A 14,452-nucleotide genomic window follows, 5' to 3' on the forward strand; every position below is an offset into this window, starting at 1 on the left:
GGTTTAGGAGGGGGTTGTTGGGTTATCTGCTTTTAAGTAATGGCGCGCATAACGGCCGTCCAACTTCGATAGCGGCAACAACATAAAGAAATCAGCTGTATTGAAGTCCGGATCCCGGGCCGGCTCACCACCTACCCAAGCACCGCAGCGCAAATAGCCTTTTAGCAGCGGCGGCATCTGTGGAACATGTCCGGTTGCAGGGACATGCACGGGAAATGGGTTGTAAGGCGTCACCCGATAGTCGGTTGGGGCAAAACTTTGTGCAGTGAACGCCTGATACAGCGCCGCAGCATTGTGGCCGCCATCCGCCAGGCTCACGCTGGCGCACCCCACCAGATAATCGCAGTGTTCACGCTGCATATACATGGCCAAACCCTTCCACAACAGCATGATGACGCTGCCGCTACGGTAATCCGGGTGGACGCAGGCATGTCCCGCTTCGGCAATGCGCGGTCGTAAATGATTTAGACGACTCAGGTCAAATTCCTGTTCGCAATAGTATCGTCCCATGCGTTGCGCGACTGTCGGGCTCATCAAACGATAGGCGCCCACTACACACGATGTCTGGGCGTCGCGCACAATCAAGTGGTCACAATAGTCATCAAATTCATCGATATTAAGTTCGTGGCAGCTGACCCGTTCGGAAAGCTGGAAAGTCTCAGTGAAAACTCTATGGCGTAGACGTTGTGCCTCACGTATTTCTTGCGGTGTGCCGGCAAGACTCACGGTCAACTTGGCATGGATTTTATTTGCACTGGGGTTGCTGTCACTGGATGTTGTTATTGATCGCATGTGACTTCCGTTTTAGATTTATTTAACCGCTGCCTGATAGCGGTAAAAAAATACTAATGTGCCCCGTTGATCGGCGGCATAAGGAAAGTCCGAAGTGTTTGGGAGATATGCGCTGTTAATAAGGCGGGGCACACAGGCGGATTTTGAAATTTACAGCAAAGCGTATTGTTTCAATATGCAGCGGCAGTTGAAGCGAATTCAGTGGGTGGCTATTCGAAGCGTCAATGCTGCGCCTGGAAGCAAGCCGTAAACATCGTGCCGCTCCCCACCTGGGAACTGACGACGACATCCCCGCCATGGGCCTTGGCAATTTCCCGCACGATAAACAGCCCCAGCCCGACACTGCGCACATCGGTGTGCTGATCGGTGCCTCGGGTCATGGGCTCAAACAGCACGCTCATCAACGCATCGGCAATCACCGGCCCATGGTTATGCACCGAAAGGCTGGCCCCGTCGTCGCCCAGGCGTGAGGTTATGGTGATGGGGTGTTGCAGGTCGCCGTAGGCCACGCTATTGGCCACCAGGTTGCCGATGATTTGCTGCAGGCGGTCGCCATCCAGGCAAGTATCGGTAGGGCCCACGGTGTGATGCACCAGGGTGGCGCGGGGAAAGGCCACCCGCAGCTCGTCCACGGCGCGTCGGGTTACGTCATGCAGGTCCAGCGCAGCGGGGGTGACAGCGATGCCCACGCCGACCCGTGCCTGGGTGAAGTCCAGCAGGTCGGCGATCATCCGTTGGGCGCGCTCCGATGACTGACCGATATGGCCAATCAATTGGGTTTCCTTGGCGGTGCGCTCACCACGGGCGAGGAAATCGGAGGCCATCTTGATCGCGGTCAGCGGGTTTTTCAGGTCGTGACTGACGATGGCGACCATTTGCTCGGCAAACAGCGCCCGGCGCTTTGCCTTGATATAGGCCTCGTTGAGTTCGGCTTGGGCTTGCTGGAGCGCGGTCTCGGCGGCGGTTTTTTCCAGCAGCAGGGCTTCGGCCAACTTGCGTGCGTTGAGCAGCTCGCGTTCGTACTTGTCGCGGTCGGTGGTGCCGAACAGTGCCAGTTCGTGCCGCACGCCGTCGGGGTGGTCGCGCTTGATGGCATTGAGCAGGACGGTCACGGTGTGGCCGTCACGATGGCGCAGGTCGAGCTTGACCTCGGTGACACGGCCCTGTACCTGCATCAACGGGGCAAGATGGGTTTGATGAAAAATGCGCCCGCCCATGGTCAGTAGGTCCTGGAAACGTCGCCCGTGCAGTTCGTCCGCCGTCATGCCCACCCAGTCACTGAAACACTGGTTTACCCGCAGGAGCGTGCCGTCTTCGGCGCTGACGGCCAGCGCACAGGCCGCGCCGTCGAACAGCGCCAGGGGATCGGGCAATGTGTCACCGGTCATGGGCAGCGGTCCATGGCATCAGGAAGCTATCCATCGCGGCCGCGCAGGCCGCTGCTGCGCTCATATGCGGGCAATGGCCCACATTGTCGATCAGGCAATAGCGGCTGTGGGGCAGCACACGGTGCAGGTACTCGCCCACGCAGACCGGGGCGATCAGGTCATCGGTCGATTGCAGGATCAGTGTGGGGGTGGTGAGGCCACCGATATCGGCGCGGTTATCCGACAAGAACGTCACCCGCGCAAACTGCTTGGCGATCTCGGGCTCGGTGCGGCAGAAGCTGTTGGTCAGTTCTTCACTGAGGGCCGGTTGCCCTGGCGCGCCCATGATCACCGGAGCCATGGTGCTGGACCAACCCAGGTAGTTGCTGTCGAGGGTGTCGAGCAGCGACTGGATATCTTCGGGCTTGAACCCACCCACGTAGTCGTCGGCATCGATATAGCAGGGGGAAGGGCCAATCATCACATGGGCGGCGATGCGCCCGGGGGCGGCGCGGTCGGCGAGGGTGCCGATCATGGCGCTGACCGAATGGCCTACGAGGATCACCGGGCCGCTGGCGAACCCATCGATGATCTCATTCAGGTCCGCGGCGTACCCATCCAGGGTGGCGTATTTTGCCTTGTCGTAGGCCGCCGGGTCAGACAGGCCGGCCCCTACCAGGTCATACAGCACCACGCGAAAACGTTCGACGAAATGGGGCAGCAGGTAATTCCACATGGCCTGGTTACAGCCAAAACCATGGGAAAACACCAGTGTCGAGGAACCATTGCCCACTACGTTGACGTTGTTGCGATGTCGAAGGTCCATGGTCGCGCTCGTAGTGGCGTGTTGCTATGAAGTTTTGCCGTCAGTTTAGAGAGTCATCCGCATGGGGTCACTAGGTATAGCGTTGATAGGGTAAAGTCGGCGCTTTCAGGACGAAACGTCAGGTATCCAGTATGGCGCGGTTTTTACGGCAATCGGCCTTGGGCCTGCTGGTCATGGTGTTGGCTGCGCTGGCTTTGGCGCAAACGGCGCCGCCGCCATGGGCGAGCGTGGCGCTGAACCAGCGGGTGATCGACCTGACTCACACCCTGGACAGCTCGACCCAGCAGCGCCTGACCGACCAGCTTGCGGACCTCGAACAGCGCAAGGGCGCGCAGATCGCCGTGATGTTGCTGCCGACTACGGCGCACGCCGACCTTGAAACGTTCACCACCGAGCTGTTCCGCGCCTGGAAACTGGGGCGCAAGGGCATCGACGACGGTATTTTGCTGCTGGTGATCAAAGACGACCGCAAGGTGCGGATCGAAGTCGGATACGGCCTGGAAGGGCTGGTCACGGACCTGTTGAGCCACCGGATTATCGAGGAACAAATGACCCCGGCGTTTCGCCAGGGCGATTACGCCGCCGGTGTGCAACACGCCGTGGATGCCCTGAGCGTGTTGGTCGAGGGCGGCGACCTGCCCGCAGTGGACGAGACCCGGGAGACGGTGGATGAGGCTGCAGTGTTGCTGGCCCTGGTCCTCGGCGCCGTCGGCGGGGTGTTGCTGGCCTCGGGCAAGCTGCATTGGCGACGCGGCCTGATCGGCGCCCTGGCAGTGACCGTGCTGCTGACGGCGCTGGCCGCGATCAATGGCAAGTCCTGGCCGATCTATGTCGTGGCGCTGCCGTTTTGCATGTCGATCAGCGCGGCCATATTCGGCGCGTTGTGGCAGGCCAAGGTGGTGTTTTATTGCGTATTGGCGCTGATGGCCTACAGCATCGGCCTGGGGCTGGTGGATCACTACCTGACCGAAGTGTCCTTTATGAACTGGCTGGGCTGGCCGATGGCTGGGCTGGTGGTGCTGGGCCTGTACTTGATCCTGTTCGCGGTGATGAAGGCCGCCTGGAAAAACAGCCGGGTGGGGTTTTGCCTACAGTCGGTGGTGGTGCTGGGGGTGTATGGCGCGGCCGGGTATCTGCTGGAGATGGGGCTTGATGGCTGGTTGTTCGCCTTGCCCATCAGTTCGTTTGCGGCGCTGTTCATCTATGGCCAGGGTACGGGCGGGTCCAGCGGCGGTTCCAGCGACCGCTCAAGCTCCAGTTCCAGTTCCAGTTCAAGTTCCGGTGGTGGGTTTTCCGGTGGCGGCGGCTCCAGCGGTGGCGGCGGGGCTTCGGGGGGTTGGTGAAGCCCGTTGCGGTTTCAGAGCGTCATCACCATTTCATGCCAAGCCATCCCACCGTGATCTGACGCCGAGGGCTGCACATACTGATAGCCCATGCGTGTGTACAGCGGCACATGCTGTTCCTTGCACATCAGGTGGATGGTCTGCTTGCCCATCCCGCGCATGCGCTGCACAAAGGCCGTCATCAATTGCGTGGCGTAGCCCTTGCCCTGGTGCGCCGGGTCCACCACTACCGACATGATCACCACATTTGGCGCATCTGCCGCGTGCCCTACCAATTCCTTGAAGGCTTCATCCGACATCACCACGTCATGGGCGCAACCGCCGTTGATAAAGCCCACCACCTGACCGTCCACTTCCAGGATCAGGAAACCTTGCGGGTACAGGGCGATGCGCGTGGTGATCTTCTCCAGGGTCGCGGCTTCGTCACCTTCGTAGGCGCTGATTTCGATCTCATAGCAGCGAGCGGCATCTGCCGGGGTGGCGTTGCGTAGGGTGAGGGCGGGCATGGCGGTTCCTGGGCGGTTGAGCGAGGGGCAGCATGATAGCGGGGTAGGGCCGCTGACGAAAATCCCACAAACAAAACCCACCCCTGTAGGAGCCGGCTTGCCGGCGATGGGCATAGACCTCTACACAATTTTCAGAACTCACGAAGCCCGCTCGCCACAACAGCCTTATCTGCTTGGATTTTGTAGATACCTATGCCCATCGCCGGCAAGCCGGCTCCTACAAGGGCGAGGTGTATTTGACGGCTGCCGCTGCCCGCGATGGCACGTTCAGGCTTCTCAGCAACCCGGACACATGGATGCGCACGGTAAACGGCGAAATATCCAGGGCCTTGGCGATTTCCTTGTTGGTCTTGCCTTGAGCGATCAGCCGCAACACTTCCTGCTGGCGTGCAGTCAGGGTGTTGGTGTCCAGGGGCAACAGCCCCGAAGGTGCGAACTTGACCAGCACCTCGCCCTGGCGGATGGCGAGCAGGGCCTGGCCGATCTCTTCGGGGGCGATGTTCTTCCCGATAAAGCCATCGGCCCCCATCGCCATCACCTGTTCGATCAACAGCGGGTCATCGACCATCGACACCACGATCAATGTGGTGCGCCGCAGTTGCTGGCGCAGTTCGCCCAACTGGCTGATGCAGGTCAGGCCGGGGAAGCGCAGGTCGAGGATCAGCGTGTCGACGTCGCTGCCGCTCTTGAGCATGTGCAGCACCGTGTCCAGGTCGCCGGCCTGTTCTACACAGGCCTCGGGCAGCAGGCGTTGCACCGTGCGCAGCATGCCTTCGCGAAACATTGGATGATCGTCGGCGATGATGATGCGGCATGTCATGGGGTGCTCCTCCCTGGGGCCAGGTCGTCCTGTAGCGTGGTACTTTAACACTCTGCTCGGCGCCTGCCTGCCGGGCGCGCCGATATGACGATGACCGTACAAGGACGTTGCCCATGAAGTTCGTGAAAGACGCCGAACTGGATCAAGCCAACCTGCGTATTGTGGTAGCCGCCTGCGCCATGGTGTACATCGGCCTGCTGGGTTTTTTGCCGGGGCAGTCGGTGGCGCATTATGTGCCGGTGATGATCTATATCGGCCTGTTCCTGCTGGCCTCGATTGTGCTGCGCCAGGTGATCGCGCGCTGGCCCGGGCATTACCCGGCGCGGCGGATTTTCGGGATGATCCACGACTACACCGGCACCTCGTTCGGCCTGGTGATCGGCGGTGAGGCGGCGTTGCCGCTGTATGCGGTGATGGTCTGGGTCAACCTGGGCAACGGCATGCGCTATGGCTCGCGCTACCTGGCGATTGCCACGGGCCTGGCGTTGCTGGCGCTGCTGATCGTGTATTGGCTGACACCGTTGTGGCAGGCGCAACCCTTTATGGTGCTGATGCTGATGATCACCAGTACGGTAATCCCGGTCTACGCCCACCTGCTGCTGGAGCGCACGCGCAAGGCGTCCGAAGAAGCCATCGCCGCCAACCTGGAAAAGTCGCGCTTCCTGGCCCAGGCCAGCCATGATTTGCGCCAACCCATTCACTCCATCGGCCTGTTCACCGCGTGCCTGCGTGAAGCACGGCTGGGCGATGAAGAACGGCGGCTGGTGGATAATATCGACCGTTCGCTGCTTAACGTCTCGCAATTGTTCCGCTCCATTCTCGATCTCTACACCCTGGACAACGGCCGCTTGCTCCCCAAGTACCAGGTTGTTCACCTGGGCGAGTGGCTGGCCGAGTTGCTACGCCAGAACGCCGAAGCCGCCCGTTGGGCCGGGGTAGAACTGCGCCTGCGTCCTTGCGCCCATTGGGTGCGGGTTGATCCGGCATTGTTGGCCACCATGGTGCAGAACGTGCTCTCCAATTGCTTCAAGTACGGCGGCCAGCGCCCGGTGCTGGTCGGCGTGCGCCGGCGCGGCGGGGGGCTGATGGTGGAGATTCACGACCAGGGGCGGGGGATTGCGCAGGAGCATCTGCCCCGGGTGTTCGAGGAGTTCTACCGCGTCCGCCACCTGCGCGACAAAGACGTTGAGGGCGTCGGCCTGGGTTTGTCCATCGTCAAGCGCCTGGGGCTGTTGATGGACATGGACGTAGGGCTGCGCTCACGGGTGGGCCGTGGCACCTCGGTCAGCCTGCGCGGCCTGCCCCTGGCGACCGCGCCCCAGCAACCCGTGGTGCGCGACGATGCACGCCAGGCGGGGCTGCTGACCGGTTTGAAAGTGTGCCTGGTGGAAGATGACCATAACGTGCTGCTGGCCACCCAGGCATTGCTGGAACGGTGGGGCTGCGAGGTGCAGGCGGAGTCGAGCGGGCATAACCTGGTCAGCGATTGCGACATCATCGTCGCCGACTATGACCTGGGCAACCACGCCACCGGTATCGAGTGCATCGACCAGTTGCGCGCACAGCGCGGCGTGGCGGTGCCGGCGCTGATTCTGACCGGGCATGATGTGGAGAGGATCCAGGCAGCCCTGCACGACCGGCAGATCGCCATTTTGTCCAAGCCAGTGCGCCCCGCTGAACTACGGGGCACCCTGCGCGAGCTCAGCCAGGGGCCGGTTACTGGTTAAACGGCGTCAACCCGTTACCCCGGGCGCCCTTGGGTTGGCAGTAGGCAGCGGGTTTCATCATGCCGAAGCTGGCCACGGCAAACATCCCGCCGCTGGCACCGCTGGGCACCGAGCAGTTGTAGTCACCGGAAGCGGTGCTGGCGATGTAATAGGTGGTCATGGAGTCACTGCGTACATTGGAAACACGCTTGACCGGCTCACCCAGATTGGTTTCCGAGAGCGTCTTGAGATGGTCTTCGGTGGGTTTGATATTGCTGCAACCGGCAACGCCGATCAGCAGGGCGCCCAGCAGGGCAAGGCGGGTAACAGGGGAGTGCAGTTTCATGGCGCTTCTTCCTTGGGGTTGTTTTGGTTTTTTACACGCACAACGATCCCTTGCACGGCGAGTTCGACGTGCTGACGGGGAGCATTGGGTTGCCGGCGAATATAGCGCCGGGCGCCTGCGGGGTCGATTAGCACAAGTGTGCTAATGGCACCTTGAGGTCACGGTAAACAGGGTTAATTCAGGGAGATTCGAATGCTACAAATCAGACGCGCCACCGACGACGACGGCCCCATCGCCTTCGAGATCCGCCTGCAAGCGATCCGCAGCCAATGCATCGGTGCCTACACCGCCGAGCAGATGCTGACCTGGACCCGTGGCGCGGCCGAGGACGGCTATACCGCGCTGATGGCCAAGCCGTTCTACCTGGGGTGCGTCGAGGGTGAGCCGGTCGCCACCGGCATGCTCGACCCGGACCATCGGGAAGTTGGTGCGCTGTTTGTACGGCCCGGTTTTATCGGGCGCGGGATTGGCGGGCAGATGCTGGAGCACCTGGAACAAGTGGCGTTGGCGTTGGGGATTGAGGAGGTGGTGCTGGATGCGACGCTAAATGCCGCTGATTTCTACCGCAGCCGTGGTTATGAAGGCAGCGAGCAGTCCATCTATCATTCGCCTACGGGGCTGGACCTGGCGTGTATCCCGATGGTCAAGCGCCTGTCTGTTTGAACGCCGCACGCAGGCGTTCGATCACGGTCGGCACCGAAAGCCCGGCAGTGGCGGGGGGCGTCGGGTTCTCACCGAATTCGCGCCAGATAAACAGCGTGAGTTCGGCCCCATCCGTCAACGCCTGCGTGTTGCTGCCGGCGCCAAAATCTTGCAGTACCCGGTAGCGCTCATCCTGCCAGAACAGCGTTTCGACCCAGTCATAGACCGGGATCAAATGAAAGTGCAACGGGAAACCGGGCATATGCCCAAAGCGGCTGATGTACAGCCACTTGGGCTGGAGCTGTACTTCCATCACCCGCTGGATTTTCGCCAGTAGGCCACCCATTTCCGCCAGGGCCGCTTCCGGTAGGTCAGCCAGTGAGTTGATCGGCATCTTGGCCCCCAGCATCAAATAACCGGGCAGGGCCGAGGCCAAGTGATGATTGAGCAGCCAGTGTTCGGTTTCGTGGAGGACATGGGACGGAGCAATGCGCATGGTCGGGCACCTGGTGGGTCGCGCCGGCAGGATACCAAAGGCAACTCCCTGTATCCCAGAAATGGGCGCGACTTGTGTCTTTCGACGGACAGCTCTTGTGGGTAGCGCAGCTGCATCCTGGCGAAACCGGCAACGCCCTGTGGCGAACCTGCCATTGTTGATAGGTGGTATGACCACAATTCCCAGCTTCGCTGACATCCCCCCTGTGGGAGCGGGCTTGCTCGCGAAAGCGGTGGTTCAGTCACTTCTTGGCTGGCAGGTGTACCGCTATCGCAGCATAGGTATCTACACAACTTTCAGAAACTGACGAACTCTCCTGTGGCGAGCGGGCTTGCCCCGCGCTGGGCTGCGAAGCAGCCCCAATAAGCCGAATGCGTTGTACCAGATACACCGCAGCGGCTGGTTTTGGGGCTGCTTCGCAGCCCAGCGCGGGGCAAGCCCGCTCGCCACAACTGCGCTATCTGCCTGGATTTAGGCGTTGCGGCAAAGTTGTGTAAATACCTATGGCTATCGCAGGCAAGCCAGCTCCCACAGTTGATGGGGGCGGCCACCACACTGTGGTCAGCAAAGCCCCCCCTTGTGGGAGCAGGATCAATGGTTCATGTGATGGCCGTCAGCACTGCCCAGGCTGCGGGCCGGGGCCTGGATCTGGATGTCCTGCTTCTGGCCCTTGGCATCTTCCACGGTCAGGGTCAGCGGCACCTGGTCGCCTTCCTTGATCTGCCCCGTCAGGCCCATCAGCATTACGTGATAACCCTCGGGATCGAGCTTCACCGCCTGGCCGGCGGGCAGTGCCACGGAGTCCACCGGGCCCATGCGCATGACGTCGTCCTTCATGCTCATCTCATGAATCTGCACATCCTTGGCCACCGGTGACTTGACGCTGAGCAGCTTGCTGTCGCTGTCGGCGGTGAGGGTCATGAACGCACCGCTCGAATGCTGCCCGGCCACGGTGGCGCGGGACCAGGCGTCGCTGACTTGGACCTCGGCGCTGGCGTGGGCAGCGAGGCCCAGCAGGGAAAGACCGAGGGCGATGCGCTTGAGGGTATGGACAGCAGTCATTAGCAGACCTCCATGACGGTGAGCAGGTCTTCTGCGCACTCTTTGGCGTTAAGGGATGCCGACAGGCCCAGGCGCAGGTTGCCGCGGGTGTCGAACACAAAACTGGTGGCGGTGTGGGACAGGGTGTAGGTATCACCGGCGGGGATTTTTTCATAAAAAATCCCGAATTCCTTGGCAGCCACGGCGACTTCTTCCGGGGTGCCATAGAGCGCTTCGAAGCTGGGGTCGAAGGCCTTGACGTAGGCGTCGAGCACCTGAGGTGTGTCGCGCTCCGGGTCCAGGGTGATAAAGATCACCTGCATGATTTCGCCGTCGCGCCCCATCAGCTTCTTGGCCTGGGCCATGCGTGCCAGGGTCGTGGGGCACACCGCCGGGCATTGGGTGAAACCGAAGAACACCACCGGCATCAAGCCGCGGAACGAACTCAGGGTGACGGTTTCACCGGCCGTGTTCTTGAGCTTGAACGTGCGGCCCATGATCTTGTCGCTCAAGTCCTTGCCGTACTTGAAGTTCAGCTTGGGGCCGGTGTCGCAGCCGCTCAGCAGACCCAGGCCCAGCAGGCCCATACCGGTGAGGACCTTGCGGCGGGTGAATAACGTACTCATGAAATGGGCGTCCCGTGAAGCGCCTGACGGCTGCGCATAACAGGTCAGTCAGGCTTTGAAAAGCGGTGAACAGGAAGGCTGGGTAGTCTACCGACCTTGATCGCGCTGGATAATCTGCGACGTTCTGCCACAGGGGCGGTCGCCACCTTATCAGCCAGGGCGTTGATTGAGTCTGTGGCACACTGTCGCAGACACGGCCCAAGGCCCGCCGCACAAGGCTTTGGGCAAATGTTTCAACGATTATCCGGGCCCTTGACCCGCATCAAGGCAGCGCGCGCCCACTGTGGGCACAGTCACGGTACAAGCACCGTGAGGTTCTGATGCTCTATCTCCTATTCCTGCTGGCCCATCTATTCGCCGCGCTGATATTTATCGGCACGGTGTTCTTTGAAGTGTTGATCCTCGCCAGTGTGCACAAGCAACTGCCGGCCCGCGTCATGCTGCTGGTGGAGCAGGGCATCGGCCGCCGTGCCAGGGCCTTGATGCCGTGGGTGCTACTGGTGCTGTTTGGCGCCGGCATCGGCATGGTCTGGCTGCGCTACCTGCCGGTGCTGGCGACGCCGTCCAGTTCCGCATTCGGTGCGTTGCTGACCCTCAAGCTGATCCTTGCCGCCAGCGTGCTGATGCATTTTTTGCTGACCGTGTGGTTGATGCGCCGTGGGCGGGTCAGCGCGGCTTATCTGCGCTTCGTCCATCTGAGCCTGTTTTGCCATATGGTCGCCATTGTGTTGTTGGCCAAGAGCATGTTCTACATCACCTGGTAAACGTCGGCGCTTGATGCATATCAAGGTGCGCTGTCCGGTCGCACCGCACAATGACCCACCGTAGCCAGACCCGGAGGCCGTCATGCTCACTGTCATTCATCCCGCCCGCGAGTGGCGCCTGCGCCGTGACCAAAGCGTGCTGGACCAGGGCCAGGTCGACATCGGTAAATTTCATACGGGCATCGGCTCCCTTGATTTACTGCGCGCCTTGCGCAGCAGCCGCCAGCGGCAACGGCCCCTGGCGCTGAACCTGCAGTGGCCGGCAGGCCTGGTGGCGGATACCTACCTCGGCGCGCTGGAACAGGAGATTCACCTGGTCGGTTGCCACGTGGGCGGCCGGCAACCGGTGGACCAATTCCATCTGGGCGGCGCCACCCCGGCCATTGCCGACCTGCAACGCGTGATGGCGCACCTGCGCAGTCGCCTGCACTTTCTTGATCACGACCAGGGCGACTACAGCCTCGACCTCGACCCGCTGCACACAGACTGGGCAACCATGGGCCTGTTGCGCGACCTGGGGTTCAACCACATTAGTATCGGCGTGCCGGATGCCAGTGCCGAAGCCACGCCGTCAGTGGCCGGATATCAAGACCCGGCGCCGATCCAGTCGCTGATCGACGCAGCGCGTACCTTCGGCTTTCGTTCGGTGAATGTCGACCTGGGCTATGGCCACGCCTGGCAGACCTGCGAGAGCTTTGAAACCAAGCTGGCCAGCCTGATCGCCCTTGAGCCGGACCGCCTGCAAGTCTTCGATTATGCCCGGGCTCCCCGGCGCTACCAGCAGCAGCCACGGCGTGCGCTGTCGTCGAATGCCGACAAATGTGGCATGCGCCGCATCGCTTTCCAGCGCCTGGAAGATGCCGGTTATCACTACATCGGCCTGGGCCAGTTCGTGCGCCCCGACGACGACCTGGCGCTGGCCCAGGAGCGCGGGCACCTGAGCCGCAATTGCCAGGGTTTTACCCGTCACGGCTACTGCGACCATATCGGTTTTGGCCTGGGCGCCATCAGCCAGCTCGACACCCTGTATGCGCAAAACACCGACGACCTGGCGCTCTATCGCCAGCAGTTGGGCAGCGACCTGTTGCCCACCGCCCGCGGTTGGCGCTGCGAGGCCGGCGACCAGATCCGCCAGCACGTCATGGAGCGCCTGGCCTGTGACCTGGAGTTGGATATCCTGGCCCTGGAGCGCCGCTATGGGGTGATTTTTTCCCGCTATTTCTCGGCGATCTGGCCACTGCTGGAGCATTTGCACCAAGACGGCCTGATCGATCTGTCCGAGCGTTTCCTCTGTGTACTGCCAGCAGGCCGGCACCGGGTCGAAGCCCTCTGTGCGCTGTTTGACCGGGCAGGCAGCGCCGTCCCCCCTTGCTCCAACGATGAGACCATCGACCATGAAAGCGTTTGAGTTCAACCGGGCCCTGGTGCAGAAATACGACCGCCCGGGGCCACGCTACACCTCGTACCCGACGGCGCCGCAGTTTCACGCAGCCTTCGCCCTGGACGATTACCAGCAGGCGGTCGCGGCCAGCAACCACGCGCTGACGCCCAAGGCGTTGTCGGTGTACATCCACATCCCGTTTTGCCAGAGCCTTTGCTACTACTGCGGCTGCCACAAGATCATCACGCGCAAGACCCACCGCGCCGTGGAATACCTGAGCTACCTCAAGCGCGAAATCCAGATGCAGGCGGCGCTGTTCGACCGCGCGCGGCCGCTGACCCAGTTGCATTTGGGGGGCGGTACGCCGACCTATCTTGACGATGGGCAGCTGGCCGACTTGATGGACTGCCTGGCCCAGGGCTTCAGCCTCGATACCAGTGACCGCCATGAGTTTTCCATTGAGGTGGACCCGCGCACCATCAGCGTCGAGCGGATCCACAACCTGCGCGGGCTGGGCTTCAATCGCCTGAGTTTTGGCGTGCAGGACTTTGATGCCGATGTGCAGGCAGCGGTCAATCGCGTGCAGAGCGAAGAGCAGATCGTGCAACTGGTCTCGGCAGCGCGTGAGGCGCAGTTCAAGTCGATCAGTGTGGATCTGATCTACGGCCTGCCGTTGCAGACCGTGGCCAGTTTCGACGTGACCCTGGGCAAGCTGATTGCCCTGCGTCCGGACCGCGTGGCGGCGTACAGCTATGCGCACCTGCCGACACAAATCCGCGCCCAGCGCATGATCCGCCCCGAAGACATGCCACCCCCCGAGCGCAAGCTGGAGCTGCTGGAATTGACCATCCGCCGGCTGACCGAGGCGGGGTATGTGTATATCGGCATGGATCACTTTGCCTTGCCCGACGATGAACTGGCCCTGGCCCGGGCCAATGGCACCTTGCAGCGCAATTTCCAGGGCTATTCGACCCATGCCGATTGCGACCTGATCGGGCTGGGCGTCTCGGCCATCGGCAAGGTGGGTGACAGCTACAGCCAGAGCGTCAAGGAGTTGTCCCAGTACTACGCACGTATCGACGCCGGGTTGTTGCCGGTGCAGCGCGGCTACCGCCTGAACGCCGATGACGTGCTGCGCCGCGACGTGATCAACGGCCTGATGTGCCATGGGCGCATTGACTTTGCCGGGGTCGAGGCCGGGCATGCGATCCGCTTTACCGAATACTTCGCCCAGGCGTTGTCGCGATTGGATGAGCAAGTGGCGGATGGCTTGCTGCATATCCAGGATGACGGCGTGCAGTTGCTGCCCCAGGGGCAATTGATGGTGCGCAGCGTAGCGATGGCATTTGATGCGTACTTGGGCGGGCAGCAGAAGGGGCAGTTTTCTCGTACGGTCTGACCGCACGCCTGCTGACCGAAGAGGCTTGTTTGGTGCCTTCTGTGGCGAGGGGGCTTGTCCCCCGCTGGGCTGCGCAGCAGCCCCAATAAGACCGCCGCTTTTTATCAGGCAGACCGCAGCGCCTGGGTTCAGGGCTGCTGCGCAGCCCAGCGGGGGACGAGCCCCCTCGCCACAAGGAGCTTGCCGCACCCTCGAACTTACTGTGGACCACCGTCTTTATGTGGCGAGCGGGCTTGCCCCGCGCTGGGTGGCGAAGCCACCCCAACCGGCTCACCATGCTCCACCAGACACCCCGAGGTGGCAGGATTTGGGGCTGCTGCGCAGCCCAGCGGGGGACGAGCCCCCTCGCCACAAGGAGCTTGCCGCACCCTCGAACTTACTGTGGACCACCGTCTTT

15 protein-coding genes are annotated in these 14,452 nt (G+C 61.8%); 6 read left to right on the forward strand and 9 right to left on the reverse strand.

The window, feature by feature from the left end:
- Positions 1–3 precede the first annotated feature (3 nt).
- The 3 genes from C5F71_RS23980 to C5F71_RS23990 form a co-directional block, all read right to left on the reverse strand.
- On the reverse strand, positions 4–792 hold the full coding sequence (locus C5F71_RS23980) for a GNAT family N-acetyltransferase (RefSeq protein WP_104912125.1): 789 nt from the start codon (positions 790–792) through the stop codon (positions 4–6).
- 221 nt (positions 793–1,013) lie between these two features.
- Positions 1,014–2,180: a PAS domain-containing sensor histidine kinase gene (locus tag C5F71_RS23985; RefSeq protein WP_104912126.1), complete on the reverse strand. Its 1,167-nt coding sequence runs from the start codon at positions 2,178–2,180 to the stop codon at positions 1,014–1,016.
- Positions 2,170–2,985 (reverse strand): alpha/beta fold hydrolase, encoded by an 816-nt coding sequence (locus tag C5F71_RS23990; RefSeq protein ID WP_104912127.1) that lies wholly within the window; start codon positions 2,983–2,985, stop codon positions 2,170–2,172. The genes C5F71_RS23985 and C5F71_RS23990 overlap by 11 nt, the downstream gene beginning before the upstream one ends.
- 131 nt (positions 2,986–3,116) lie before the next feature.
- Between C5F71_RS23990 and C5F71_RS23995 the strand changes: the two genes are divergently transcribed.
- Complete coding sequence (locus tag C5F71_RS23995) at positions 3,117–4,328, forward strand: YgcG family protein (RefSeq protein ID WP_104912128.1); 1,212 nt, start codon at positions 3,117–3,119, stop codon at positions 4,326–4,328.
- A gap of 14 nt (positions 4,329–4,342) precedes the next feature.
- Here C5F71_RS23995 and C5F71_RS24000 read toward each other — a convergent pair whose 3' ends face one another.
- Together C5F71_RS24000 and C5F71_RS24005 are read right to left on the reverse strand one after the other, a co-directional pair.
- Positions 4,343–4,834, reverse strand: coding sequence for a GNAT family N-acetyltransferase (locus C5F71_RS24000; protein ID WP_092235708.1), 492 nt, complete (start codon positions 4,832–4,834; stop codon positions 4,343–4,345).
- Positions 4,835–5,051: 217 nt separating this feature from the next.
- Positions 5,052–5,654 (reverse strand): response regulator transcription factor, encoded by a 603-nt coding sequence (locus tag C5F71_RS24005; protein WP_029292902.1) that lies wholly within the window; start codon positions 5,652–5,654, stop codon positions 5,052–5,054.
- A gap of 113 nt (positions 5,655–5,767) precedes the next feature.
- Between C5F71_RS24005 and C5F71_RS24010 the strand changes: the two genes are divergently transcribed.
- Positions 5,768–7,381 (forward strand): hybrid sensor histidine kinase/response regulator, encoded by a 1,614-nt coding sequence (locus tag C5F71_RS24010; RefSeq protein WP_070996380.1) that lies wholly within the window; start codon positions 5,768–5,770, stop codon positions 7,379–7,381.
- On the opposite strand, the gene C5F71_RS24015 is transcribed toward C5F71_RS24010, so the two are convergent.
- Positions 7,371–7,706, reverse strand: coding sequence for a hypothetical protein (locus C5F71_RS24015; protein ID WP_029292897.1), 336 nt, complete (start codon positions 7,704–7,706; stop codon positions 7,371–7,373). The two genes, C5F71_RS24010 and C5F71_RS24015, sit on opposite strands and share 11 nt — an antisense overlap.
- A 192-nt stretch (positions 7,707–7,898) precedes the next feature.
- Between C5F71_RS24015 and C5F71_RS24020 the strand changes: the two genes are divergently transcribed.
- Positions 7,899–8,369 carry a GNAT family N-acetyltransferase gene (locus C5F71_RS24020; protein WP_104912129.1) on the forward strand — a complete coding sequence of 157 codons (471 nt, stop codon included), beginning with the start codon at positions 7,899–7,901 and terminating at the stop codon, positions 8,367–8,369.
- Here the strand turns inward: C5F71_RS24020 and C5F71_RS24025 are convergent.
- The 3 genes from C5F71_RS24025 to C5F71_RS24040 all read right to left on the reverse strand — a co-directional run bounded on the left by C5F71_RS24025 (position 8,350) and on the right by C5F71_RS24040 (position 10,511).
- Positions 8,350–8,844 (reverse strand): HIT family protein, encoded by a 495-nt coding sequence (locus C5F71_RS24025; RefSeq protein WP_029292893.1) that lies wholly within the window; start codon positions 8,842–8,844, stop codon positions 8,350–8,352. The two genes, C5F71_RS24020 and C5F71_RS24025, sit on opposite strands and share 20 nt — an antisense overlap.
- Positions 8,845–9,435: 591 nt before the next feature.
- The gene (locus C5F71_RS24035) at positions 9,436–9,906 is read right to left on the reverse strand and encodes a copper chaperone PCu(A)C (protein WP_029292891.1); all 471 of its coding nucleotides are present in this window, start codon (positions 9,904–9,906) and stop codon (positions 9,436–9,438) included.
- The gene (locus C5F71_RS24040; RefSeq protein ID WP_029292889.1) at positions 9,906–10,511 is read right to left on the reverse strand and encodes an SCO family protein; all 606 of its coding nucleotides are present in this window, start codon (positions 10,509–10,511) and stop codon (positions 9,906–9,908) included. Before C5F71_RS24040 ends, C5F71_RS24035 begins: the two co-directional genes overlap by 1 nt.
- A 320-nt stretch (positions 10,512–10,831) precedes the next feature.
- Here C5F71_RS24040 and C5F71_RS24045 point away from each other — a divergent pair, with 320 nt between their 5' ends.
- From C5F71_RS24045 to hemN, 3 genes are all read left to right on the forward strand, one after another.
- Positions 10,832–11,275, forward strand: a complete 444-nt coding sequence (locus tag C5F71_RS24045; protein WP_029292887.1) for a CopD family copper resistance protein — start codon at positions 10,832–10,834, stop codon at positions 11,273–11,275.
- A gap of 82 nt (positions 11,276–11,357) precedes the next feature.
- A complete protein-coding gene (locus C5F71_RS24050; protein WP_158682888.1) occupies positions 11,358–12,683 on the forward strand; it encodes a coproporphyrinogen III oxidase in 1,326 nt (441 codons plus the stop codon).
- The gene (hemN, locus tag C5F71_RS24055; protein WP_032866570.1) at positions 12,670–14,055 is read left to right on the forward strand and encodes an oxygen-independent coproporphyrinogen III oxidase; all 1,386 of its coding nucleotides are present in this window, start codon (positions 12,670–12,672) and stop codon (positions 14,053–14,055) included. The genes C5F71_RS24050 and hemN overlap by 14 nt, the downstream gene beginning before the upstream one ends.
- Positions 14,056–14,452 lie beyond the last annotated feature (397 nt).

Origin of the sequence: Pseudomonas sp. LG1D9 (assembly GCF_002949995.1) — a bacterium.
Taxonomy (GTDB): Bacteria; Pseudomonadota; Gammaproteobacteria; order Pseudomonadales; family Pseudomonadaceae; genus Aquipseudomonas; species Aquipseudomonas proteolytica.